Genomic DNA, 23,993 nt, shown 5'->3' with positions numbered 1-23,993 from the left:
CTGCACAAAATCGGCCCGGCCGGCGACCTACGTTCTAGGGACGGGGCGCATCATCGGCCCTGCGGCACGAACGCCCGCAGGCGGTGTCCATCAGGGTCGGCGGCGGTGAAGGTGTAGCCGAAGTCCATGGCCGTCGGCGCCTGCAGGATGGGCAGGCCGAGCGCCAACCACTGCTCGTGCAAGGCATCGACGGCTCGAACCGAGTCCAGCGTGAAGGCCAGCTCGGTGCCGCCGCCGGTACAGCTGGCAGCCGGCGCCACCGTCTGGCGTGCCCACAGGCCCAGCATCAGGCCGGAGTCCAGCGCGAACAACGCAAAGGTGGGCGATGCCTCGACCGGCGGCTTGGCCAGCAGCCGGCTGTAAAAATGGGCGCTCGTGGCCGGGCTGTTGACGTAGAGAAGGATGAAGTTGGGGTGTGTCATGGCGTGCCTTCAACAAGGTGGGTTGTGGTGGCAGCCATGGTGGCTGGCGCTGCTGTCAGTTTCTGGCAGCAGTGACGGTTCTAAGCGCCCGGTATGCCTTCCTGCACGCGCCACTCCTTCATCAGCGCCTGGCGGCGGCGCGGGTAGCGGGTCTCGGTCAGCTCCAGGCCGAGGATGTGGTCGGTGCGGAAGTTGCGGATGGCCTGGCGCAGCTCGCACCAGGCCGCCAGCACTTCGACCTTGTTGAAGAAGCCCAGGGCGAAGGGCCACAGCAGGCGCTGACTCTCGCGGCCCTGCAGATCGCGGTAGCGGACGGCGATCTTGCGCTCGCCACGTATCGCTTCGCGCAGGGTGGCCAGCAGCGCGTCGGCTGCCGAGCCCGCGTTGCTGGGACCGACCAGCAAGGCATGGCTGTCCAGCTCATGGCGCAGCTCGGGTGGCAGCACGGCCGAGATCTTGGCCAGGGCCTGGCCCGCGGCATCGGCCAGGCGAGCATCGGCGCGGGCCACCACCCAGCGCGAGCCCAGGCCCAGGGCCTCCAGCTCGTCCAGCGTGAACATCAGCGGCGGCAGGGTGAAGCCGGGCTGCAGCACATAGCCGACGCCGGCCTCGCCGACAATCTGCGCGCCCTGGGCCTGCAGGGTGGCGATGTCGCGGTACAGCGTGCGCAGGCTGATTTTCAGGCTGGCGGCGAGGTCCGCGCCGCTGACGGGGTGGCGGTGGCGGCGCAGCAGCTGCAGCAGATCCAGCAATCGGGAGGCACGTGACATTCCCCGCATTTTGGCCCGCACCGGTCCTCGCAAGCCCTGACCCTCGTATCATGGACCCGGACCACAGCGGAGGCCCGTCATGGATTTGCGTCAGAGCCTGTTCGAACTGATCGCCCGGCACCAGCTCGATCGCACGCAGGCTCGGCAGCTGCAGCAGCTGTCCGGCCTGCTTGACGAGCCGCCGGGCCTGGCCTCTTGGTTGCCACGCGGCGCCGCCATTCTCGGTGCCGCGCTGGGCGGCCTTGGTGTGGTGATGTGGATCGCCGCGAACTGGGAGACCCTGGGCCGCCCCGGCCGCTTCGGCCTGCTGCAGGCGCTGGTGCTGGCCACCGCCGTCGGGGCGGCCTGGCGGCCTGCAGCCCGCGCGCCGCTGGGCCTGCTGAGCCTCCTGGGCATTGGCGCGCTGTTCGCCTATTTCGGCCAGACCTATCAGACCGGGGCCGACGCCTGGCAGCTGTTCGCGCTGTGGGCGGTGCTGGCCCTGCCGCTGTGCCTGGGCGCCCGCTCCGATGTGCTGTGGACGCCCTGGGCCCTGGTGGCGATGACGGCGCTGTCGCTGTGGACGCACACCCATATCGGCCGGCAATGGCAGGTGCGGCCCGAGGATCTTGACGTGCATATGCTGGCCTGGGCGATGGCCCTGTTGCTGGTGGCGGCCCTGAGCCCGGCCCTGCGGCGCTTCACCGGTGCCGGCCCCTGGGCGATGCGCACGGCCATCGTGCTGGCGGTGATGTCCTTCACGCTGATCGCGCTGGGGGGGCTGTTCCACAAGACCGTGGCCGGCCAGTATCCGCTGGGCCTGCTGATGCTGGTCGTCTCGGCGGGTCTGCTCGGCACGCGTCGGCACTTCGAGGTGTTCGGGCTTAGCGCGGTGGCCCTGGGCCTGAATGCCCTGCTGGTGGCCGGCCTGGGCCGCTGGCTGTTCGATCGCCATGGCGGTGGCGACGAAATCGGCAAGCTGATGCTGCTGGGCCTCGGTGCGGCGGGGCTGCTGGCGGCCTCGGTGAGCGGCATCCTGCGCCTGTCTCGGCGCGCCACGGGAGCACAGGCATGAAGACCGCTGAACAGACCTTGCTGGCCGCGCGGCAGTCCGGCCTGCTGCCCGCCGATGCGATGCTGCCGGCGCAGGACGAACGCCCCTGGCCGGTGCTGCTGCTGACGGCCGTGGGCGCCTGGTTCGCGGCCGTGCCGCTGATGATCATGATCGGCATGCTGCTGGGCGATGTGCTGCGGCGCGGGGTCGGGCCCTACTTCGTCGGCGTGCTGGTGTTGCTGGCCGCGGTGGTGGTGATGCGCTCGCGCGATTTGCCGCTGTTCGTCGAGCAGTTGGCCGTGCCGGCGCTGCTGGTCGGCGGTGGCATGCTGGTCGTCGGTCTGTACCGCGACCTCAGCACGAGCCTGGCCTCGCTGCTGATGCTGGCGGTGACCCTGGGCGTGGCCTGGGCCATTCCCAAGACCTGGTTGCGCGTGTTGCTGGGCGCTGCGGCGGCGGCCCTGCTGGGTCTGGTGCTGATGCCGCTGCGCTGGAATATGTGGCGCGCCGACATCGTTGTGCCCTGGCTGGTGCTGCATGCCCTGCTGCTGGCCTGGGGCGCGGCGCTGTGGCTGCAGCAACAGCATCTGCTGCGCGGCCGCCTGGCACGCGAGGCGGCGCTGCTGGAGGCGCTGGCGGCCGGCTGGCTGTTGCTGGTGCTGGCTGGCCTGGCCTGGTTGTCGGGCATGAGCTTCATGGTCGGCGGCAGCATGGGCGAGCTGAGCCGTGAGGTGGTCAACAACCTGACGCCGCGCCTGAAGGGCGAGGGCCTGACCATGCAGGCCGGCTCGGTGTTGATGGCGCTCGCGGCCACCTGGCTGGCGGTGCGCGCCTGGGCCGGCCTGATGGGCTGGCTGCCGCTGGCGGTGGCCGCTGTGCTGGCCGGCCTCGGCTGGTTTGTGCCGGCCCTGGGCGGCGTGCTATTGGCCGCGGCAGTGTGCTGCACCACGCAGCGCTGGCGCCTGGCATCGGCGGCAGCCTTCGTTGCGGCCTGGGTGCTGGGCAGCTTCTACTACCAGCTGCAATGGCCGTTGGCGACCAAGGCGCTGGTGCTGGCGGGAGCCGGCGGCCTGCTGGGCGCGCTGGCCTGGTTGGCGCCGGCCTGGCGTGCGAGCCGCGTTGATCATGGGGGGCCAGCAAGACCTGGCCCCGCGGCCTGGGCCATGCTGGCCGGCGGTTTGCTGACCCTGCTGGTAGCCAACGGGGCTATCTGGCAGAAGCAGGACCTGATCGCCCGCGGCCGGCCGGTGTTCGTGGCGCTGGCGCCGGTCGATCCGCGCTCGCTGATGCAGGGTGACTTCATGCGATTGAACTTCGGTGGCGCCGGCTTCGACGAGACGCCCCTGCTGCAGGCGCTCGGCAGCGCACGACCCAAGGTGGTGGCGCGCATCGATGCACGTGGCGTGGCCACCGTGCTGCGCGGCCGGCAGCCTGAGCATGCACTCGCCGCCGACGAGTTGCTGATCGAGCTGACACCCAAGGACGGGCGCTGGATACTGGTCGCCGATGCCTGGTTTTTCCGCGAGGGCGATGGCGAGCGCTGGGCCCAGGCGCGCTTTGGCGAGTTCCGCGTGCAGCCCGATGGCCGGGCGCTGCTGGTGGGCATGGCCGACGCCGATCTCAAGCCCATCAAGCCCTGATGCGATGCTGCGCCGTAGCAGAGCTGTCGTCGGCATCGGCTAAAGTAAGGAGTCCTTACTTTCCGAGATTGCTACCGAGATGCTTGCCAAGATCACCGCCAAGAACCAGTTGACGCTACCCAAGAGCGTGACGCAAACGATGGGGCCGGTGGAATATTTCGATGTCGAGGCCCGGGGCGGACAAATCATCCTGACGCCGGTACGGATCCAACGCGGCGACGCGGTACGCGCCAAACTGGCCGAGCTCGATCTGAGCGAAAAAGACCTGCAAAACGCGGCAGTGGCGGCGCGGGGGGCCAAGGCGGCGGCAAAGACCGCGGGCAAAACGAGGCAGCAAAACGCGGCAGTAAAATTGGCACCTTCGGCCGAGGCCCTGCCGCCGGCCCGGCGCACATTGCCAAAACGCGGCAGTGCTGCGGTGACGGCCAAGCCGCTGGCCAAAGCGTCTGCAAAAGCGCCGATCAAAACGCGGCAGTCCCCGTCGGCCGCCAAGAAGGCCGCGACGGCAAAGCGCACATCCGCCCGATGAAGGCCGGGCGTCGAAGTCGCCAGCCCATCACGGTGGTGCTGGACACGGCGCTTGTGCTCGCCGCCCTGTTTCAGAACGAGGGTCAGGCCGCACGGCTGCGTCAGGCCTGGCAGACCGGTCGCGTCCTGCCCCTGCTCAGCGCCGCGACGGCCCAGGAACTGCTGGCTGCGCTGGCCTTCCGCAGGTTCAGGCTGACCGCGCTGGAGCAAGAGGAGCTGCTGGGTGACCTGCTGCCCTTTGCCCGCGTCGTGCAGGTCGGACAGGGCATGGATCGGCCTGCCAACGCCCTGCTGCAGCTGACCCTGGCCGGCCGCGCCGACCAGCTCGTCAGCGGCGATGCCCTGCTGCGCCGAGACGCACAGAAGCAGGGCCTGCCGGCCTCGACGCCGGAGGCATTCGTGAGCTTGTTCTCATAGGGGATTTCGCGTTTTCCCTAGCCGATTTGCCATAAGTCACGCGGCGCGGGGGTACGGTGTTGCCTCCCCGTTTTGAGGCAAAAAAAGCCGAGGCTCGCCGCTATAGTCAGACGGCTCATGAACCCATTTGACTCACCCAAAACCGTCAGCATGTGGCGCGTCGTCTTCATCGAACGACGCGGCAAACGTATCGCGCACGAGAGGACCGGTCCCTGGCATCCGAGCCGTGACCTGGCCTATGGCTGGGCGCGCTGGTTCATCGAACAGGGCCATCACGTCGCCCTGCAGGGGCAGGGCGGTGATTTGGAGAAGCTATGCCCGGGGCTGCCTTGACGACCCCGCGTCTGTTCAGGCCTGTTTGCGGCGGCGGGCGATGAAGCCCATCACGCCCAGACCCGCCAGCATCAGTGCGTAGCTCTCGGGTTCCGGCACGGCGGTGACGGTGAACGAGGACGCCCAGACGCTGGTGGCGTAGTCGCCGCTGTCGGTGCGGGTCCAGTTGGCGACATTGCCGATCTTGCTCAGCAGCTCGGCCTTGGTGCCGGTGGTGGCGCCCTTGTAATAGCCGTTGTCGAAGTTGCCCAGATTGACCATCGTGCCGGCATTCAGGCTCAGGCCGGTGGGCACATTGGTGGTGTTGGTCGAGTTGGAGACCGTCGGGCTGGCGATGATGCCGTTGGCATGGGCGAATTGGGTGCCGGTCAGGAAGTTCGGTGCGGCGATGGCGCCAGTGAAGCCGAAGATCTGATCGCCGCCGTTGGCCAGGTTCAGGACCGTGCCAGTGGCCGTGCCGGTGCTCCAGGAGACCGAGCCATTGCCGGTGAACCGGACCACCGAGCCGGCGGCCAGGGCGCTGGCGCTCTTCCAGCTCAGCGGACCGCCGCCCGCGGCATCCAGATGCTCGGTGACGCGGAAGGCGCTGCCTTGCCACGACGAGTCGGTGAAGTTGATGGTGGTGTTGGCGGCGATGTCGACCAGGGCGACCCAGGCGAAGTTGTCGGCGGTGTCGGTGTTGTATGCAACGACGGCGATGTCGCCGGCGGTCAGGGCTGCTTGCGCGGGCAGGGTGGCGGCGGCGGCAACGGCCACCAGTGCGAGTTTCTTGATGAGCATGATGATTTCCGGGTAGGTGGGACCAAACGAAGCAGTCGCCCTTCAGGCGCTGCTGCAGTCGCAAGCGAATGTCGCGTGTCCACATGACCGGACCGTGAAGCCCTTCATGGTCCTCCCCCATTCAAGGGGGGGCGCGTTCGATCTGTCATGCCTCAGTGGCACTGATCTGGAACCCGATGTGCCGCCCCGGCGACCCGTCTTGGCTTCAAGCGCGCGGCCGGAAGGTGACGGCCCGTGGTGGCGGCACCTTGGAATCCGCCCAGCTCCAGCGCCCAGCCTTCGGTGGCGCTGTCTCCCACATGCTGTTGCACATGCAGCGGGCTCAGATCCTTGGCCGCCGCGCGGGCTACCAGCTGCTCGGCCTGCTCGGCGGTCAGTGCCTGGGCAAACTGCGTCCAGCGACGCTGCACCAGTGGCGTGGCCCAGGCGTCTTCCAGCGCCCAGCGCAGGGCCTGGGTCTCGCCCTGCTTGCTCGCCTGCAGCACGCGCGGCACCAGGGCCAGCACAAAGGCATTGAAGTCGCGCTTCAGCTCGGCACTGGGCAGCAGGGCCTCGACGCAACCGAGGCGCTGGCTCCAGCCCGGCGTGGCCAGCTGGCGGGTGACCAGGGCCTGCAGGGCCTGGATGGGGTTGAACAGGCGCAGTCGGTTCGGCGGCAGCACCAGCATCGGCAGGGCGGCGGCCTGGGCATGGGGGAGTTCGGTGACATAGCTGCACAACGTGGCGATGCGCCGCCATTCGTTGACGCCCAGGCCGGCAATGCGCTCGAACGGGCCGCGGCTCAGGCTGGCCACCAGTGCGCTCGCGGATTGCCAGTCATGCCGGTTCTTGGCCGCATTGGCGCGGCGGCTCATCATCACCAGATTGCCGGCGGCATAGGCCGCGTCATCGCGCACCCGGTCTACCGAGCGGTGGCTGTCGTCGGCGGTCGCCTGGTCCAGCGCGACCCGGGTGATGGGGCAGAACTCGACATCGATCTGCTGCAGGTAGTTGGGCGTGATCTGCACGTCTTCGAACGAGCGACCGCGCGACCAGGCATGGGTGCGCAGCTTCAGCCACAGCCGGACGTGGCGGCCGGCCTTCAGGGTGCGCCGGCCAAAGGTGGCCTGGCCGGACTGCCAGCCCTGGCGCAGCGGAGAAGCGGCGAACAGATGCTCGACCGGGGGCGTCACGCCGTGGTGGGCATGGTCCCAGCCGAGCTCGAAGCCGAGGCTGGTGTTGGCCGGCGGGCAGTCCATTTCAAGCGAGATTTGCGCGCTGTTGCTGGGCTGGGCGCTGCGTGCTGCGATCATCTGTGCCATGGTGCTTCTCCTGAGGGGAGGCCGAAAACCGTTCGACCCTGTGGCACAGTTTGGCTGGCAGCTGGCTCATGGCGTGAGCCAGAGAAAAAAGGTTTGAATTTCGTAGCCCGGATGCAATCCGGGTCACTGTGAGGGAGAGATCAATGGACCGCACCGAACGCTTCTACAAGATCGAGCTGCTGATACGCAGCCGCGAATGCGTCAGCTTTGCCGCCTTGCTGGAGGCGCTGGAGGTGTCACCGGCCACCCTGAAGCGCGATCTGCAGTACCTGCGCGAGCGCATGGACGCGCCTATCGAGTACGACGCGATGGCCAATGGCTACCGCTTCGGCCAGGCGTGGCGCGGTGCCCAGCACGAGCTGCCGGGCGTGTGGTTCAGCGAAAAGGAGTTGCATGCGCTGCTGACGATGCACCAGCTGCTGTCCGGCCTCGACGAAGACGGCATCCTGACCCGCCATCTGCAGCCGATGTTCGACAAGCTGACCGGCATGCTGGGCGCCGACGAGCAGGAGGCCAAGGAGCTGATGAAGCGGGTCAAGCTGATCAGCACCGCCAGGCGCCGCGTGCCCTCGGCCAGCTTCGAGACGGTGGGCAGCGCGCTGGTCAAGCGCCAGCGGCTTCGCCTGCGCTACCGCAAGCGCACCAGCGACCCGGGCAACAGCGGCGGCCGCCAGATCAGCGAACGCACCGTCTCACCGCTGCGCCTGGTCCACTACCGCAACACCTGGTACCTGGACGCCTGGTGCCATGCCAGCGAGGGCCTGCGCCGCTTTGCCCTGGATGCGATGGAGGCGGCCGAGCCGCTGGAGGAGAAGGCCAAGGCCGTCAGCGCCAAGCAGCTGGAGGCCGAGCTGGACCAGGGCTACGGGATCTTTGCCGGTGCCAGCACACAGTTGGCGAAGTTGGTGTTCAGCGCCGAGACGGCGCAATGGGTGGCGCAGGAGGAGTGGCACCCGGCCCAGACCAGCGAGTGGCTGGCCGATGGCCGCTGGCAACTCTGCGTGCCCTATGTGGACGCCACCGAGCTGCTGATGGACCTGCTGCGCCACGCCGGCCATGTGCAGGTGCTGGCGCCGGCGGCGCTGAAGACTGCCTATGCGCAGCGGCTGAGGGCTGCCGTGGAGCAGCTGGCTTCAGCTTAGTCGGCTTCCTGCCGCTTCAGCCGCTCTGAGTGCCAATAGACATCATCACCGCCCAAGCCATCCAGATTGGCCCGGTTCAGCACCCGCGCCAGCACGAACAGCAGATCGCTGAGCCGGTTCAGGTAGTGGCGCAGCGCGTCGTTGATGGGCTCGCTGGCGTTCAGGGTGACGACCGCCCGCTCGGCGCGGCGGGCGACGGTGCGGCAGACATGCGCGATGGCCGCGCTGCGCGTGCCGGCCGGCAGGATGAACTCCTTCAGCCGCGGCAGATTGGCATTGAAGTGAGCGAGGGCTTCGTCCAGGCCCAGCACAGCATCAAGCTTCAGCAGCTCGTAGCCAGGCATGCACAGCTCGCCGCCGAGGTTGAACAGCTCGTGCTGGATGGTGATCAGCAGCTCGCGCACCTCATCGGGCAGTGGCTCGGCCAGCAGCACGCCGATGTTGGAGTTCAACTCGTCCACATCGCCCATGGCCATCACGCGCAGATGGTTCTTGGACACCCGGGTGTTATCGCCGAGGCCGGTGGTGCCGTCGTCGCCGGTGCGGGTGGCGATCTGAGAGAGTCTGTTAGCCATGCGCCGATCTTATAGCCTGCATCGATGGTGCCTAGAATGCCCTTTGGCCCGCACTTCCAGGAGACTCCCATGAACGCCCCTTACACCTCGCTGCAATTCGCGCCGCGCGCCATGCCTGCCGTCATGCTGGAGGCGCTGAAGGCCCGCTTCGGCGAGCGCTGCTCGACGGCGCTGGCGGTGCGCGAGCAGCATGGCCGCGATGAGTCGCCGATCGATGCGCCGCCGCCCGAGGCGGTGGTGTTCGCCGAGAGTAACGAGGACGTAGCCTTCGTGTTGAAGTTGGCGCATGCTCACGCGGTGCCTGTCATTCCCTATGGCGTAGGCTCCTCGCTGGAAGGCCATCTGCTGGCTGTGCAGGGCGGCGTCAGCCTCGATGTGTCGCGGATGAACAAGATCCTGCGCGTGAATGCCGAGGACCTGACCGTGACCGTGCAGGCCGGCGTGACGCGCAACCAGCTGAACAACGAGATCCGCCACAGCGGCCTGTTCTTCCCGATCGACCCGGGCGCCGACGCCTCGCTGGGCGGCATGGCGGCCACTCGCGCCAGCGGCACGAATGCGGTGCGCTACGGCACGATGCGCGAGAACGTGCTGGGGCTGACCGTGGTCACGGCGGCCGGTGACGTGATCCAGACCGGGACGCGGGCGCGCAAGTCCAGCGCCGGATATGACCTGACCCGGCTGTTCGTCGGCAGCGAGGGGACGCTTGGCGTGATGACCGAGGTCAGCCTGCGCATCTATCCGCTGCCCGAGGCGGTGTCGGCGGCGGTGTGCTTCTTTCCGACCATAGACGCCGCGGTGCAGACGACGATACAGATCATCCAGATGGGCGTGCCCATCGCCCGCTGCGAGCTGCTGGACCCCCATGCGGTGCGCGCCGTCAACAAGCATGACAAGCTGACCCTGCGCGAGGCGCCGATGCTGTTGATGGAGTTCCATGGCAGCCCGGCCGGGGTGGCCGAGCAGGCGCAGACGGTGCAGGAGATTGCCCGCGAGTTTGGCGGCGAAGACTTCGAATGGGCCACCACGCCCGAGGCGCGCACCAAGCTGTGGACCGCGCGCCACCATGCGTACCTGTCGGCGCTGCAGACCAGGCCCGGATGCCGCTGCGTGACGACCGATACCTGCGTGCCGATCTCGCGCCTTGCCGAGAGCATCAACGAATCGGTGGCCGAGGTCGAGGCAGAGGGCTTGCCGTACTTCATCGTCGGCCATGTCGGTGACGGCAACTTCCATCTGGGTTACTTGATTGACCCCAACATCCCCGAGGAGCGCGACACCGCCGAGCGCCTGAGCCACCAGATGGTGCAGCGGGCGCTGCGCCTGGAGGGCACCTGCACCGGCGAGCATGGCATCGGCCTGCACAAGATGGGCTTCCTGGTCGAGGAGGCCGGTGTAGGCGCGGTGGCACTGATGCGCCAGCTCAAGGCTGCGCTGGACCCGCAGAACATCATGAACCCGGGCAAGATCTTCAGCGCCTGAGGCAATGAAAAAGCCGGCTGGTCTGCGCCAGGCCGGCTTTGATGCGGTGGCAGGTTCCGCCGTCAGGGCAGTTCGACCACCGCGTAGGTGGGCGCTGCCGTGGCCGAGGCATAGCTGGCCGTGACGGTATAGCGCTTGGTCGAGGCGCCGACCGCAATCTGCACCGGGTAGACGACGGTGCTGCTGCTGGACGCGCTGACCTCCACTTTGGCCGTCACGCCATTGCTGGCGGTCAGGTTGGCCACCGAGCCCACGGCCGGGCGGGCTTGGCCGACCGTCCAGGTCTGGAAGCTGCTGTCGATCTTGTTGGCCTCGCTGCCCCAGTAGGGCTTGCGCAGCTGGGCCGAGCCGATGCGGTAGTTGTTGTTGTCGGTGATGTCGAGATTGCTGATCTTGCTCAGGGTCAGGTCGCCGATGGTGATCGTCGGCTGGCCCTGGCCGTCAAACTCCAGCAGGGCCGTCGAGGTTTCGGGGCCATAGCTGATGGCGCCCACCGCACCGGAGAAGTTGGTCAGCGTGATGCGCAGGCGTGCGTTCGCAAACGAGGTGGCGTTGCTGTTCACGGCGGTCAGGAACTCGATGCGGAACTGGCCGTCCAGGCGGGTGCTGACGCCGTCCATCACGCCGCTGAGGCCGTTGAAGGTCATGGCCAGGAAGCTGTCGGCAGGAATCTGTGTGGCCGAGTCCAGGAAATTGGCATCGACGCCTACGGTGCCGGTGCAAGTGCCGGTGAAGACCTGCAGGTCGGCGCAGCCGAACGAGACCAGGGCCTGCGGCTTGACGCTGGGCGGCCTGGCGCTCTGGGCTTTCAGCGTCGGGGCGGACTGGCTGGCCGAGCTGCCGGGCCCGGTCAGGTCGAACAGCGGGTTGTTGTCGAGCACCGAGCTCTTGGCGACGATGGCGGCCGCGCCGCTGACGCTGAACTCCACCGCCTGGCGGGCCTCGGTGGTGGATTGCGACAGATTGGTCGGCGCGGGGCTGCCGTCGTCGGAGCCTCCGCCGCCGCCGCAGGCGCTCAGCAGGGAGCCGAGCAGCAGGGCGGAGCCAAGTTTCAGGAATGACATATCAATTCTCCCTTGGTTATGAGACATGGCGCACGTGTGCGCAGGTCCGGAGAAATTCTAGAAGGGGCTCGGCCGTGGGCAAGCCCCATGAAGAGGGAGAAGGGCGGGCTATTTCCGGCGCCGCATCGTCCGGCTGACGGATCAGGGATGGGTTGGCGCCGCCACCGACCAGCGCTTGCTGACTTCGCCCTGGCTGTTGACGCTCTCCAGCTGCACGCCAAAGCCCCACAGCCGCGCCACATGCTTGAGCACCTCCTGCGCGCTGTCGTGCAGCGGCCGGTTGTTGTGCTGGGTGTGGCGCAGCGTGAGGGACCGGTCGCCGCGCAGATTGACGTTCCAGACCTGGATATTGGGCTCGCGCGAGCCGAGGTCGTACTGGTGCGACAGGGCCTCGCGCACCTGGCGGTAGCCGGCCTCGTCATGGATGGCCGAGACCTCCAGCTCGCTCTTCTTGTCGTCGTCGAGGATGGAGAACAGCCGGAACTCGCGCATCAGGTTCGGTGACAGGTACTGGCCGATAAAGCTCTCGTCCTTGAAGTTGCGCATCGCATGGTCCAGCGTGGGCAGCCAGTCGCTGCCGGCCATGTCGGGGAACCAGAGCCGGTCTTCATCGGTCGGCTTTTCGCAGATGCGCTTGATGTCGGTGTACATCGCGAAGCCCAGCGCATAGGGGTTGATGCCGCTGTAGTTGCGATGGCCCACCGGCGGCTGGGCGATCACATTGGTGTGCGACTTCAGCCACTCGATCATCATGCCGTCGGCCAGGTAGCCATCGTCATACATCTGGTTCAGCAGCCGGTGGTGCCAGAAGGTGGCCCAGCCCTCGTTCATGACCTGGGTCTGACGCTGCGGATAGAAGTACTGGGCAACCTTGCGCACGATGCGCACGATCTCGCGTTGCCAGGGTTCCAGGAGCGGTGCGTTCTTCTCGATGAAGTAGAGCAGGTTCTCCTGCGGCTCCTCGGGGAAGCGGCGCGCAGCGGCCACCGCGGCCTCGCTGGGCTCGGCCTTGCGGGGCAGGGTGCGCCACATATCGTTGATCTGGCGCTGGGCATAGGCCTCGCGGTCCTCGCGGCGGGCCTGCTCCTCGGCCAGCGAGAGTTTGGCCGGGCGGCGGTAGCGGTCCACGCCGTGGTTCATCAGCGCATGGCAGGAATCGAGCAGCTCCTCGACCTGGGCCATGCCGTGGCGCGACTCGCACTCGCTGACGTAGTTGCGCGCATAGACCAGGTAGTCGATGATGCTGGACGCATCGGTCCACATGCCGAACAGGTAGTTGCCCTTGAAGAAGCTGTTGTGGCCATAGGCCGCATGGGCGATCACCAGGGCCTGCATGGCCAGGGTGTTCTCCTCCATCAGGTAGGAGATGCAGGGGTCGGAGTTGATGACGATCTCGTAGGCCAGGCCCATCTGGCCCCGCTTGTAGTTCTTCTCGGTGGTGATGAACTCCTTGCCGTAACTCCAGTGGCGGTAGATCACCGGCATGCCCACCGAGGCATAGGCGTCCATCATCTGCTCGGCGGTGATGATTTCGAGCTGATTGGGGTAGGTGTCCAGGCCGTAGCGCTCGGCCGTCTGGCGTATGACCGCGTGGTACTGCTCGATCAGCTCGAAGGTCCAGTCGCTGGGCGAGGGCAGCCGCTCGGTCGGGCGCTGCTCCAGCCGCCTGAGCTGCAGCGGGGGCACGCGGCGGTGGCGGCGGCCGCCAAAGTCATCTGAACGCGGGGCCAGGCCGACGTGGCGGCGGTTTTCGATGGTGATCATGCGGGCGCTCCTTCCTTCTTGAACAGATCGCGGAACACCGGGTAAATCTGTGCCGGCTCGATGGCCTTGCGCATCGCGAAGTGGGTCTCGACGCCGATCAGACGCTGGTACTCCTCCCACAGGTTCTGCTCCTGCTCGGCCACCTGCACATAGGCGAAGTAGCGGCACATCGGCAGGATCTTGTCGGCCAGCAGCTCGCGGCAGCGGCCGCTGTCGTGGTGCCAGTTGTCGCCGTCGCTGGCCTGGGCGCCGTAGATGTTCCAGTCGCCGCTGGGGTAGCGGGTGCGGATGATCTCGTCCATCAGCACCAGGGCGCTGGAGACGACGGTGCCGCCGGTTTCAGTGGCATGGAAGAAGTTTTGCTCGTCCACCTCCTGCGCCTGCGTGTGGTGGCGGATGAAGACGACCTCGATCTTCTCGTAGTGCCGGGTCAGGAACAGATAGAGCAGGATGAAGAAGCGCTTGGCCAAGTCCTTGCGCGCCTCGTCCATCGAGCCCGATACATCCATCACGCAGAACATCACCGCCCGGCTGGTCGGCACCGGGGTGCGCACGCGGCTGCGAAAGCGCAGGTCGATCGGGTCGAGGAAGGGGATGCGCTGGATGCGCGCTCGCACGGTGACAATGCGCGCCTGCAGCTCGGCCACCTGGCCCTGCGCGGCGGCATCCTGCGGCTTCGCCAGCAGGGCCTGAAGCGCCTGCTCACATTCCTCCAGCTCGCGGCGGGGCGTCATGCCCAGCGCGATGCGGCGGCCCAGGGCGCCGCGCATCGAACGCACCACATGCAAGTTGGTCGGTGTGCCGTCGGTGACGAAGCCGGCGCGGTGGGTCTTCCACTCCGGCGTGTCGGCGATCTGCGTGCGGGTCAGGTTGGGCAGGGCCAGGTCGTCGAAGAAGACCTGCATGAACTCTTCCTTGCTCAGGTGGAAGACGAAATCGTCATCACCCTCGCCCGAGTCGCTGGCCTCGCCACCACCGCCGCCCTTGCCGCCGCCGCCCTCGGGCCGCTTGATGCGGTCGCCCCGCATATAGTCCTGATTGCCGGGGTGGACGATCTCGCGCTTGCCGCCCTGGTCATGGCCGAACACCGGCTCGTTCAGGTCGCGCTTGGGGATGTGCACATCTTCGCCGCGCTCCATGTCACGGATGCCGCGGCCATCGACCGCGCGCTTCACCGCCTCGCGTATCTGCTCCTTGTGCCGGCGCAGAAAGCGCTCGCGGTTGCCTATCGATTTGTTTTTCCCTGAAAGGCGGCGATCAATGATTTGTTGAAGCATGAGTGGGTCCCGATTGCTAGGTCTAGACACCCGTCTTCACGAACTCTTTCTGACGCGCAAATACCATTCGCACAGCAAGCGCACCTGCTTGGGCGTGTAGCCCTTGTTGACCATGCGATTGACGAAGTCCTCGTGCTTCTTGACCTCGTCGGCGCTGGCCTTGGCGTTGAAGCTGATCACCGGCAGCAGCTCCTCGGTGTTGGAGAACATCTTCTTCTCTATCACCGTGCGCAGCTTCTCGTAGCTGGTCCACGAGGGGTTCTTGCCCGCATTGCCGGCGCGGGCGCGCAACACGAAGTTGACGATCTCGTTGCGGAAGTCCTTGGGGTTGCTGATGCCTGCCGGCTTCTCGATCTTCTCCAGCTCGCCGTTCAGCGCCACGCGGTCGAACACCTCGCCGGTGTCGGTGTCGCGGTACTCCTGGTCCTGGATCCAGTAGTCGGCATAGGTGACGTAGCGGTCGAAGATGTTCTGGCCGTACTCGCTATAGCTCTCCAGATAGGCGGTCTGGATCTCCTTGCCGATGAACTCGGCGTAGCGCGGCGCCAGCAGCTCCTTGATGTAGCCGACGTACTTCTGCTCCAGTTCGGGCGCGAACTGCTCGCGCTCGATCTGCTGCTCCAGCACATACATCAGGTGCACCGGGTTGGCGGCGATCTCGCTGTTGTCGAAGTTGAAGACCTTGGACAGGATCTTGTAGGCAAAGCGCGTCGAGATGCCGTTCATGCCCTCGTCGACGCCGGCGTAGTCGCGGTACTCCTGGTAGCTCTTGGCGCGGGGGTCGGTGTCCTTCAGGTTCTCGCCGTCGTAGATCTGCATCTTCGAGTACAGGGCCGAGTTCTCGGGCTCCTTCAGGCGCGTCAGGATGGCGAACTGGCTCATCATCTTCAGCGTGCCGGGCGCGCAGGTGGCGTTGGCCAGCGAGGAGCCGCGCAGCAGCTTCTCGTAGATCTTGACCTCCTCGCTGACGCGCAGGCAGTAGGGCACCTTGACGATGTAGATGCGGTCCAGGAAGGCTTCGTTGTTCTTGTTGTTGCGGAAGGCCTTCCACTCGCTCTCGTTGCTGTGGGCCAGCACCACGCCATCGAACGGAATCGCGCCAAAGCCCTCGGTGCCCTTGTAATTGCCTTCCTGCGTGGCCGTCAGCAAGGGGTGCAGCACCTTGATCGGCGCCTTGAACATTTCGACGAACTCGAGCAGGCCCTGGTTGGCCAGGCACAGGCCGCCGGAGTAGCTGTAAGCGTCGGGGTCGTCCTGGGCATAGGTTTCTAGCTTGCGGATATCCACCTTGCCGACCAGGGACGAAATGTCCTGGTTGTTCTCATCGCCGGGCTCGGTCTTGGAAATGCCGATCTGCTTGAGCACGCTGGGGAAGCGGCGCACGACCTTGAACTTGCGTATGTCGCCCTGGAACTCGTCCAGGCGCTTGACGGCCCAGGGGCTCAGGATGCGGTTCAGGTAGCGGCGCGGGATGCCGTATTCCTGCTCGAGGATCTGACCATCCTCGGCGGCATCGAACAGGCCCAGCGGCGACTCGTTCACCGGCGAGCCCTTGATCGCATAGAAGGGCACCTGCTCGGCCAGCTGCTTCAGCCGCTCGGCAATCGAACTCTTGCCGCCGCCGACCGGGCCCAGCAGATAGAGGATCTGCTTCTTTTCTTCCAGCCCTTGCGCGGCGTGACGGAAGTAGCTGACCACCTGTTCGATCGCGTCCTCCATGCCGTAGAACTCGGCAAAGGCGGGGTAGATCTTGATCGTCTTGTTGGCGAACAGCCGGCTCAGCCGCGGGTCGTTGCGCGTGTCGATCTGTTGCGGATCGCCTATGGCCTTGAGCATGCGCTCGGCGGCCGTTGCGTAGGCCATCGGGTTGCGCTTGCATTCGGCAAGATAGTCTTCGAGCGAAATCTCTTCTTCGCGCGTGCGTTCGAACCGGGCGGTAAAGCTGCTGATCACGTCCATGCTGACCTCCTGTTGATTCAGGTGGGCGACTTGAAACGGGACATCCCTTCAAGTCGTCCGGGAAGTTCTGATGAAGTCCTCTGGGGCTCCATCAGCACTTTCCGGTCAATCAGCCTGTGGCGGATCGGGCCGTTGCTTCGGTGCTTAACGCACGGTGCTGCCTATGGGTTAACAGTACAACGAATAGATCGCGCTGGCACCCCCTCAGTTCCAGGTGCAGTGTGAACTGTTGGCGTTCTTTGCCTCGGTGTACGAGGCAAATCACGCGCCTGCAAGAAGGGCTTCAGCTGTTGCTCAGGCCCAACTTTTCTAGCAGGCCGTTCAGCTCTTCCAGCGAACCGAACTGGATCGCGACCTCGCCCTGCTCGCCGCGCTTGGTGCGTTTCTTGACGCGGATCTCGACCTGGGCGGTCAGCGCATCGGACAGCTGCTGCTCGATGCGCTGCAGGTCGCGGGGCTTGTCCTTGCTGACACGCAGCAGGGGCTTCTGGCGCGTCGAGGTGTTGCGTGCGACCAGCTTCTCAGCCTCGCGCACGCTCATCTTCTTGGCGACGATCTCGTTGGCGCTGAGGATCTGCTGCGCGCCGTCCAGCGGCAGCAGCGCGCGGGCATGGCCCATGTCCAGGTCCCCGGCCATCAGCATCTGCTGCACCGGCTCGGACAGCTGCAGCAGCCGCAGCAGATTGCTGGCAGCGCTGCGCGAGCGGCCCACCGCCTGCGCGGCCTGTTCGTGGGTCAGATGGAACTCGGTGACCAGGCGCTGCAGGCCCTGGGCCTCTTCCAGCGGATTCAGATCCTCGCGCTGGATGTTCTCGATCAGCGCCATCGCGGCCGCTGCCTCGTCCGGCACGATCTTTACCAGCACCGGCACCTCGCGCAGACCGGCCAGCTTGGCCGCGCGGAAGCGCCGTTCGCCGGCAATGATCTCGTAGCGCTTGTCGCCGACCGGACGCACCAGTATCGGCTGCATGATGCCCTGGGCCTTGATGCTCTCGGCCAGTTCGTACAGCGAGCCCTCGTCCATATGCGTGCGCGGCTGGTACTTGCCGGCCTGCATCTGTTCGAGTCTCAGGGTGCTGGGTTCGCCCGAGGCGGCGGCGGGAGCGTCGCTGACTTTGGGGCCCAGCAATGCTTCCAGACCGAGGCCCAGACCTTTGGGTTTTTTGGTGACCATGGGCGTGATTGTCCCCGACAAGCGGGTGGTTCTCTATTCTTTACGGCTCAGGGTTTCAAGCAAGACCTGGCCCTCCGGCCAGAGACCGAGGGCGGACTCGGTGTTGATGTGGCCGTGCGCGCCGAGCTGAACGACACCGGCGCCCCAGTCCTGCGCCATCGCCATCGCGCGTTCGGGCGCGCAGTAGGGGTCGTCGCTGCTGATCACCACCGTGGCGGGGAAGGGCAGCTTGCTGCGCACGATGGGCCGCCAGCCATGCAGCTGCGGCGGCATGTCGGTGCGCTCGGGGTCAGGGGGCGCGACCAGCAGCGCGGCATGGACGCGCGCCGTGTGCTGCGAATGCGCGGCCCAGGCGGCGATCAGTTGGCAGCCGAGGCTGTGGGCGACCAGGATGGCGGGGGCTTCCAGCAGGCTGTCGTCGGCCAGCAGGGTCTCGTCCAGCCTCATCATCCAGTCGCCGCGCAGCGGCCACTCCCAGTCGGCCTGCTCGACGCGGGTGTAGCCGAAATGCTGTTCCCACAGGCTTTGCCAGTGGCCGGGGTCGGAATTCAGCCAGCCGGGCAATAACAGTACACGATGCTTATTGGTTGTCATGCCTTATGCTTGATGGTTCGTTCGGTTGTTGCGATTGTGCGCGAGAGGAAGTTGTCATGAAACATGCGGTGTTTGTTGATGGTCAAGAGGGCACGACCGGCCTGCGCATTCATGAATATCTGGCCAAGCGCGACGATGTCGAGGTGCTGCGCATTGATCCCGACAAGCGCAAGGACGCCGCCGAGCGCGCCCGCCTGCTGAACGCCGCCGATGTGGCCTTTCTGTGCCTGCCCGATGTCGCCTCGCGCGAAGCGGCGGCGATGATCACCAACCCCAATACCTGTTTGATCGACGCCAGCACGGCCCACCGCACGGTGCCGGGTTGGGTGTTCGGCCTGCCCGAATTGGCCGCCGACCAGCGCGCCAAGCTGCGCGCCGCCAAGCGCATTGCCAACCCCGGCTGCCATGCCAGTGCCTTCATCCTGCTGCTGCGGCCGCTGGTCGACGCCGGCCTGGTGTCGCGTGAACTGGCGGTGTCGGCGACGTCGATCACCGGCTATTCCGGCGGCGGCAAGTCGATGATTGCCCAATACGAAGCCGGTGGCGACGCCAGGTTGAATTCGCCGCGGCCCTATGCCCTGAGCCTGAAGCACAAGCATCTGCCGGAGATGATGACCCACACCGGTCTGGTCGTGGCGCCCATCTTCATGCCCATCGTCGGCAATTTCTACAAGGGTCTGTCGGTGACGGTGCCCCTGCATCTGAGCCAGCTGAAGCCCGGTGTGACGGCCGAGGCCCTGCATGCAGCGCTGACCAAGCACTATGCCGGCGAACAATTTGTGCGGGTGATGCCGCTTCGCGACCCGGGCACGCTCGAAGAAGGCTTCTTCGATGTGCAGGCCTGCAATGACACCAACCGGGTCGATCTGTTCGTGTTCGGCCACGACACGCAAGTCGTGCTGATGGCCCGCCTGGACAATCTGGGCAAGGGTGCCAGCGGGGCTGCGGTGCAGGCGATGAATGTCCACCTGGGTGTGGACGAGGCGCTGGGCCTTTAATTAGTAAACGCCGGCCAAGTCCGGCGTGCGGTAGTGATAGCCGTAGCCATCGACAAAGCCCATGCGCAGGTAGACCGAGCGCGCACCGTCGTTGTCGGCACTGACCTGTAGGTAGGCGCTGCGCGCGCCCTGCTCGCGGGCGAGACGCAGCAGCTGGGTGCACAGTGAACGGCCCAGGCCCTGACCGCGCTGCTCGGGCACGGTGAAGATGTCGTACAGGCCCACCAACTCGCCTTCGCGGACGAACTGACCGCAGGCCAGCAGCTCGTCGCCGCGCTTGAGCAGCATGCCCACATAGGGCACCGGTGACTGCTGCATGCGCTCGGCGTGAGCCTCGATCGCGCTCTGGCTGGAGCCTCGCAGGATGCCAACCGCCTGGGCGTATTCGGCGTGGCCCACGGTGTGCAGCACGCAGCCCTCGGGCCAGGTGACTTTGCCCAAATCGCCGAGATTGGCCTTCAGCATCACCCTCGTGTCGTCGAAAAACTCCCAGCCCAGCGCAGCCAGTTGCTGGTCCAGATCGGCCGGCTGTGTGAACGGTGTGATGCGCACCACCAGCGGCAACCCGGCACGCTCGAAGGCCTGGGTGCAGCGGGCCAGCACCTCGTCCAATGGCAGCTTGCCCTGGGCCAGTGCATTGACGCAGCGCGAGCGCTTGGCCTTCCCAGGTGAGAGGCGTATCAACCAGCCATCCAGCATTTCCTGCTGGGGCGGGGCGCTGGCATTGAGGCCGGCGGTTTCGGCGGCCTGCAGCAGATCCTGGGCGAGATCGGTGTTAAACAGCATCGGGGTCACTTCTTGCCTACGCGCAGCACCATTTCCTTGGCGAAATCGACAAAGGCCTGCGCGCCCTTGGATGCGGGGTCGAACACCACGCCCGGCAGACCGTAGCTTGGGGCCTCAGCCAGCCGCACATTGCGCGGGATCACGCTGTCGAACACCTTGTCGCCAAAGTGGGACTTCAGCTGTTCGCTGACCTGTTGCTGCAGGGTGATGCGGGGGTCGAACATCACGCGCAGGAGACCGATGATCTGCAGATCAGGATTCAGATTGGCATGGACTTGCTTGATCGTGTTGACCAGGTCGGACAGGCCTTCCAGTGCGAAGTACTCGCATTGCATCGGCACGACCACGCCATGGGCGCTGCACAGGCCGTTCAAGGTCAGCATGCTCAGCGAGGGCGGGCAGTCGATCAGCACGAAGTCGTAGTCGGCGGCCACGGCGGTGATTGCGCCCTTGAGGCGCTGGTCGCGGCGCTCCAGCTCCACCAGCTCGACCTCGGCGCCGGCCAGTTCACGGTTGGCGCCGACCACGTCGTAGCCTGCCTTGTCGCTGTGCTGCCGCGCCTCGGCGATGCTGGCGTTTTCCAGCAGCACGTCATAGACGCTCAGCTCCAGCTGACGCTTGTCTATGCCCGAGCCCATCGTGGCGTTGCCCTGAGGGTCCAGGTCGATGACCAGCACGCGCTGGCCGACCTTGGCCAGGCCAGCGGCGAGGTTGACGGTGGTGGTGGTCTTGCCGACGCCGCCTTTTTGATTGGCAATGCAAAAGATCTTGGCCATGGCGCTGAGAGGTAGGGAAGGTGAGAGCTTAAGGCCTGCCCATCACTTCCCATGGGCTCGGCTGTGGCGCTTTTGCCGCAATGCCGGCGGCGGTGCGAATCAATTCGTCGGGCGTAACCAGACCAGGCAGCGCTGGGCATCGAGGCCGGGCACGTCCAGTTGTTCCACGTGAAACACGGTGACGTCGGAGGGCAGGGCGGCTATCTCGTCCTGCGGCATCTGCCCCTTCATCGCCAGCCAGATGGCGTCGGCCTTCAGGTGCTGACGGGTCAGCTGGGTGAAGTCCACCAGCGAGGCAAAGGCGCGCGAGGTGATCACGTCAAAGGGTTCGATCTTCAGCTGCTCGACCCGGGAGTGCTCGCCGCGCAGATTGGACAGGCGCAACTCGGCCGCCACCTGCTGGATGAAGCTGGTCTTCTTGGCCACCGCATCGACGCAGACCACGGTCAGCTCCGGCATGACGATGGCCAGCACCACACCGGGGAGGCCGCCGCCGCTGCCGACATCCAATACGCGCAGCGCGCGGCCCTGGGTGTGGCGGCGAAGCGGTTCAACCAGACTGAGGCTGTCCACCAGATGCTGGGTCAGCATTGCCGCGGGTTGACGAACGGCGGTCAGGTTATAGACCTGGTTCCATTTGTGGATTAGGGCCAGATAGGCCTGGAGCCGATCGACCTGGGTTTCGCTCAAGGTCAGGCCGAGCTGGTTAGCGGCGTGAGTCAGGGGTTCACGGAGGTCGGGCGTTCGTTGCAGCAGCATGGAGACTCGGGTTGGGGGCTGTCAGGCGGCGTCGGTGGCCGAGGCTTCGTTGCTGGCATTGTCGCCGTCAAAGCCCTTGAAGCGGCCCTTCTTCAGGTGGACCAGCAGCAGGGAGATGGCGGCCGGCGTGACGCCGGAGATGCGGGAGGCCTGGCCCAGGGTCTCGGGCCGGTGCGTGCTGAGCTTCTGCCGCACCTCGAAGGAGAGGGCCTTGACCTGGTCATAGTCCAGTTCAGCCGGCAGGCGCAGCTTCTCGAAGTTCGCGGCCCGTGCCACATCCTCAACCTGCTTGTTGATATAGCCGGCGTACTTGACGCTGACCTCGACCTGCTCGATCACGGCTTCGGCCAGATCGGCACCGAACTCGGCCTTCAGTGTTTCACGTGAAACAGCCCATTCCGGTCGTGCGATAGCTGCCGCTTCGGTGACTTGATCGAAACCAATGCCCGGCCGACGCAGCAGCTCGGCCAGGCTGTACTCATGCTCCAGGGCCTTGCCGATCAGCCGCTCGGCATCGGCCGCACCCAAAATGCCCGGGTGCACCCAGGTGGACTTGAGTCGCTCTGTTTCACGTGAAACAGCATCACGCTTGCGATTGAAGGCACTCCATCGCGCATCATCAACCAGACCCAGCGTGCGGCCAGCCTCGGTCAGCCGCGCGTCGGCATTGTCTTCACGCAGCTGCAAGCGGAACTCTGCCCGGCTGGTGAACATGCGGTAGGGCTCGGTCACGCCCTTGGTGATCAGGTCATCGACCAGCACGCCCAGATAGGCCTGGTCGCGGCCGGGCAGCCAGACTTCCTTTCCCTGCACCTGCAGCGCCGCATTCAGGCCGGCGAACAGGCCCTGGGCGGCGGCCTCCTCATAGCCGGTCGTGCCATTGATCTGGCCGGCGAAAAACAGACCCTGGATGGACTTGGTCTCGAAACTGGACTTCAGCGCCCGCGGATCGAAGTAGTCGTACTCGATCGCATAGCCGGGGCGCAGGATGTGGGCGTCTTCCAGTCCGATCATGGACCGCACGGCGGCGAGCTGGATGTCGAAGGGCAGGGAGGTCGAGATGCCATTCGGGTAGAACTCATGCGTCGTCAGGCCCTCGGGCTCCAGGAAGATCTGGTGGCTGTCCTTGTCGGCGAAGCGGTTCACCTTGTCTTCGATGCTGGGGCAATAGCGCGGGCCCACACCTTCGATCACGCCGGTGAACATCGGGCTGCGTTCGAAGCCGGAGCGGATGATGTCGTGCGTCTTGGCGCTGGTGTGGGTGATCCAGCAGGGCACCTGTTGCGGATGCTGGGCGGCGTTGCCCATGAAGCTGAATACCGGCACGGGGTCCAGGTCGCCGGGTTGCTCCAGTAATTTGCTGAAGTCTATGCTGCGGCCGTCGATGCGGGGTGGCGTGCCGGTCTTCAGCCGGCCCTGCGGCAGGGCCAGCTCCTTCAGCCGGGACGACAGGCTGACCGCCGGCGGATCACCGGCGCGGCCGGCGCTGTAGTTCTGCAGCCCGACGTGGATGCGGCCGTCGAGAAAAGTGCCGGCGGTCAGCACCACGGCGCGAGCACGGAACTGGATGCCGACCTGGGTCACGGCGCCGACGACGCGATCGCCTTCGACCATCAAATCGTCCACCGCTTGCTGGAACAACCAGAGGTTCGGTTGATTCTCCAGCCGCTGGCGAATCGCCGCCTTGTACAGCACGCGATCGGCCTGGGCGCGGGTGGCACGGACGGCCGGGCCCTTGCTGGAATTGAGGACCCGGAACTGGATGCCAGCCTCGTCGGTGGCCGCGGCCATTGCGCCGCCCAGCGCATCGACCTCCTTGACCAGGTGGCCCTTGCCGATGCCGCCGATCGAGGGGTTGCAGCTCATCTGCCCCAGCGTCTCGATATTGTGGGTCAGCAGCAGGGTGGCGCAGCCCATGCGGGCGGCGGCCAGCGCGGCCTCGGTGCCGGCATGGCCGCCACCGACCACGATCACATCAAATTCTTTGGGGTACAACATGGGGCGCCGTTCATCAAATGCCGCGGCGACGAAGGGGAAGAGGGGGTGCATCAGGGCTGATGCGGTCGCGCGGACTAACCCTTGATTTTAGTCTTCGCCTGTGGATAAGTCACTGTGACAGGGTCATGTCTCATGCACAATGCGGCATGGAATGTCGTCCCCATTGCGCCGCCTGCTGCATCGCACCGTCCATCAGTTCACCGATTCCGGGTATGCCTGTGGTTGACGGCATCAGCAAGCCGGCCGGCGTGCGCTGCATCCAGCTCGATGAGCAGGATCGCTGCAAGCTGTTCGGCCGCCCCGAGCGACCGGCGGTCTGTTCCTCGCTGCGGCCCGACGCAGATATGTGCGGCAGTTCGCGCGAGCAGGCGATGCGCTGGCTGGGCGCCACCGAGGCGTTGACCGCGCCGATCTGCTGAGC

24 protein-coding genes are annotated in these 23,993 nt (G+C 66.1%); 9 read left to right on the top strand and 15 right to left on the bottom strand.

The annotated features are described in order from the left end of the window. Nucleotides 1-50: 50 nt before the first annotated feature. Nucleotides 51-422, bottom strand: a complete 372-nt coding sequence (locus DES47_RS06945) for a VOC family protein (protein ID WP_133699957.1) — start codon at nucleotides 420-422, stop codon at nucleotides 51-53. Between the two features lie 80 nt (nucleotides 423-502). Continuing rightward, the gene (locus DES47_RS06940) at nucleotides 503-1,192 is read right to left on the bottom strand and encodes a helix-turn-helix transcriptional regulator (RefSeq protein ID WP_133699956.1); all 690 of its coding nucleotides are present in this window, start codon (nucleotides 1,190-1,192) and stop codon (nucleotides 503-505) included. 79 nt (nucleotides 1,193-1,271) lie between these two features. Between DES47_RS06940 and DES47_RS06935 the strand changes: the two genes are divergently transcribed. The 5 genes from DES47_RS06935 (at nucleotide 1,272) to DES47_RS06915 (ending at nucleotide 5,143) form a co-directional block, all read left to right on the top strand. Beyond that, on the top strand, nucleotides 1,272-2,246 hold the full coding sequence (locus DES47_RS06935; protein WP_133699955.1) for a DUF2157 domain-containing protein: 975 nt from the start codon (nucleotides 1,272-1,274) through the stop codon (nucleotides 2,244-2,246). Continuing rightward, nucleotides 2,243-3,865, top strand: a complete 1,623-nt coding sequence (locus tag DES47_RS06930) for a GDYXXLXY domain-containing protein (protein ID WP_133699954.1) — start codon at nucleotides 2,243-2,245, stop codon at nucleotides 3,863-3,865. Before DES47_RS06935 ends, DES47_RS06930 begins: the two co-directional genes overlap by 4 nt. A gap of 79 nt (nucleotides 3,866-3,944) precedes the next feature. Further along, a complete protein-coding gene (locus DES47_RS29195; protein ID WP_243748200.1) occupies nucleotides 3,945-4,394 on the top strand; it encodes an AbrB/MazE/SpoVT family DNA-binding domain-containing protein in 450 nt (149 codons plus the stop codon). Then, nucleotides 4,391-4,810, top strand: a complete 420-nt coding sequence (locus DES47_RS06920; RefSeq protein WP_133699953.1) for a PIN domain-containing protein — start codon at nucleotides 4,391-4,393, stop codon at nucleotides 4,808-4,810. Before DES47_RS29195 ends, DES47_RS06920 begins: the two co-directional genes overlap by 4 nt. Before the next feature lie 117 nt (nucleotides 4,811-4,927). Beyond that, complete coding sequence (locus tag DES47_RS06915) at nucleotides 4,928-5,143, top strand: hypothetical protein (protein WP_133699952.1); 216 nt, start codon at nucleotides 4,928-4,930, stop codon at nucleotides 5,141-5,143. 15 nt (nucleotides 5,144-5,158) lie between these two features. On the opposite strand, the gene DES47_RS29190 is transcribed toward DES47_RS06915, so the two are convergent. Both DES47_RS29190 and DES47_RS06905 read right to left on the bottom strand, forming a co-directional pair. After that, nucleotides 5,159-5,923, bottom strand: coding sequence for a PEP-CTERM sorting domain-containing protein (locus DES47_RS29190; protein ID WP_133699951.1), 765 nt, complete (start codon nucleotides 5,921-5,923; stop codon nucleotides 5,159-5,161). A 152-nt stretch (nucleotides 5,924-6,075) separates the two neighbouring features. Then, a complete protein-coding gene (locus DES47_RS06905) occupies nucleotides 6,076-7,224 on the bottom strand; it encodes a hypothetical protein (RefSeq protein ID WP_133699950.1) in 1,149 nt (382 codons plus the stop codon). A 143-nt stretch (nucleotides 7,225-7,367) separates the two neighbouring features. On the opposite strand from DES47_RS06905, the gene DES47_RS06900 reads away from it, so the two are divergent. Further along, nucleotides 7,368-8,366, top strand: coding sequence for a helix-turn-helix transcriptional regulator (locus tag DES47_RS06900; RefSeq protein WP_133699949.1), 999 nt, complete (start codon nucleotides 7,368-7,370; stop codon nucleotides 8,364-8,366). Here DES47_RS06900 and DES47_RS06895 read toward each other — a convergent pair. Further along, nucleotides 8,363-8,941, bottom strand: a complete 579-nt coding sequence (locus DES47_RS06895) for a cob(I)yrinic acid a,c-diamide adenosyltransferase (protein WP_133699948.1) — start codon at nucleotides 8,939-8,941, stop codon at nucleotides 8,363-8,365. The genes DES47_RS06900 and DES47_RS06895 overlap by 4 nt on opposite strands. Nucleotides 8,942-9,010: 69 nt before the next feature. Here DES47_RS06895 and DES47_RS06890 point away from each other — a divergent pair, with 69 nt between their 5' ends. Beyond that, nucleotides 9,011-10,423 (top strand): FAD-binding oxidoreductase, encoded by a 1,413-nt coding sequence (locus DES47_RS06890; RefSeq protein WP_133699947.1) that lies wholly within the window; start codon nucleotides 9,011-9,013, stop codon nucleotides 10,421-10,423. A gap of 62 nt (nucleotides 10,424-10,485) precedes the next feature. Here DES47_RS06890 and DES47_RS06885 read toward each other — a convergent pair whose 3' ends face one another. The 6 genes from DES47_RS06885 to DES47_RS06860 all read right to left on the bottom strand — a co-directional run bounded on the left by DES47_RS06885 (nucleotide 10,486) and on the right by DES47_RS06860 (nucleotide 18,255). Next, the gene (locus DES47_RS06885; protein WP_133699946.1) at nucleotides 10,486-11,487 is read right to left on the bottom strand and encodes a hypothetical protein; all 1,002 of its coding nucleotides are present in this window, start codon (nucleotides 11,485-11,487) and stop codon (nucleotides 10,486-10,488) included. A gap of 141 nt (nucleotides 11,488-11,628) precedes the next feature. Next, nucleotides 11,629-13,251 carry a SpoVR family protein gene (locus DES47_RS06880; protein WP_133699945.1) on the bottom strand — a complete coding sequence of 541 codons (1,623 nt, stop codon included), beginning with the start codon at nucleotides 13,249-13,251 and terminating at the stop codon, nucleotides 11,629-11,631. Then, nucleotides 13,248-14,528 (bottom strand): YeaH/YhbH family protein, encoded by a 1,281-nt coding sequence (locus tag DES47_RS06875; RefSeq protein ID WP_133699944.1) that lies wholly within the window; start codon nucleotides 14,526-14,528, stop codon nucleotides 13,248-13,250. Before DES47_RS06875 ends, DES47_RS06880 begins: the two co-directional genes overlap by 4 nt. Nucleotides 14,529-14,564: 36 nt before the next feature. Continuing rightward, nucleotides 14,565-16,487: a PrkA family serine protein kinase gene (locus DES47_RS06870; RefSeq protein WP_133699943.1), complete on the bottom strand. Its 1,923-nt coding sequence runs from the start codon at nucleotides 16,485-16,487 to the stop codon at nucleotides 14,565-14,567. A 283-nt stretch (nucleotides 16,488-16,770) separates the two neighbouring features. After that, complete coding sequence (locus DES47_RS06865) at nucleotides 16,771-17,661, bottom strand: ParB/RepB/Spo0J family partition protein (protein ID WP_133699942.1); 891 nt, start codon at nucleotides 17,659-17,661, stop codon at nucleotides 16,771-16,773. Nucleotides 17,662-17,694: 33 nt separating this feature from the next. After that, a complete protein-coding gene (locus DES47_RS06860; RefSeq protein WP_133699941.1) occupies nucleotides 17,695-18,255 on the bottom strand; it encodes an RBBP9/YdeN family alpha/beta hydrolase in 561 nt (186 codons plus the stop codon). Between the two features lie 56 nt (nucleotides 18,256-18,311). Between DES47_RS06860 and argC the strand changes: the two genes are divergently transcribed. Further along, complete coding sequence (gene argC / locus DES47_RS06855; protein ID WP_133699940.1) at nucleotides 18,312-19,253, top strand: N-acetyl-gamma-glutamyl-phosphate reductase; 942 nt, start codon at nucleotides 18,312-18,314, stop codon at nucleotides 19,251-19,253. Here the strand turns inward: argC and DES47_RS06850 are convergent, their stop codons facing one another. The 4 genes from DES47_RS06850 to mnmG form a co-directional block, all read right to left on the bottom strand. Next, nucleotides 19,254-20,039: a GNAT family N-acetyltransferase gene (locus DES47_RS06850; RefSeq protein WP_133699939.1), complete on the bottom strand. Its 786-nt coding sequence runs from the start codon at nucleotides 20,037-20,039 to the stop codon at nucleotides 19,254-19,256. Nucleotides 20,040-20,044: 5 nt separating this feature from the next. Next, nucleotides 20,045-20,815 (bottom strand): ParA family protein, encoded by a 771-nt coding sequence (locus DES47_RS06845; RefSeq protein ID WP_133699938.1) that lies wholly within the window; start codon nucleotides 20,813-20,815, stop codon nucleotides 20,045-20,047. Nucleotides 20,816-20,914: 99 nt separating this feature from the next. Further along, a complete protein-coding gene (gene rsmG, locus DES47_RS06840; RefSeq protein ID WP_133699937.1) occupies nucleotides 20,915-21,574 on the bottom strand; it encodes a 16S rRNA (guanine(527)-N(7))-methyltransferase RsmG in 660 nt (219 codons plus the stop codon). 21 nt (nucleotides 21,575-21,595) lie between these two features. Beyond that, nucleotides 21,596-23,572, bottom strand: coding sequence for a tRNA uridine-5-carboxymethylaminomethyl(34) synthesis enzyme MnmG (mnmG, locus tag DES47_RS06835; RefSeq protein ID WP_133699936.1), 1,977 nt, complete (start codon nucleotides 23,570-23,572; stop codon nucleotides 21,596-21,598). Between the two features lie 146 nt (nucleotides 23,573-23,718). On the opposite strand from mnmG, the gene DES47_RS06830 reads away from it, so the two are divergent. Further along, nucleotides 23,719-23,991: a YkgJ family cysteine cluster protein gene (locus tag DES47_RS06830; RefSeq protein ID WP_208114925.1), complete on the top strand. Its 273-nt coding sequence runs from the start codon at nucleotides 23,719-23,721 to the stop codon at nucleotides 23,989-23,991. Nucleotides 23,992-23,993: the final 2 nt, after the last annotated feature.

This window comes from Roseateles toxinivorans (assembly GCF_004362525.1).
Taxonomy (GTDB): domain Bacteria; phylum Pseudomonadota; class Gammaproteobacteria; order Burkholderiales; family Burkholderiaceae_C; genus Paucibacter; species Paucibacter toxinivorans.
The sequence above is the reverse complement of the archived record's forward strand: the minus strand, read 5'-3'. Positions and strand labels throughout refer to the sequence as shown.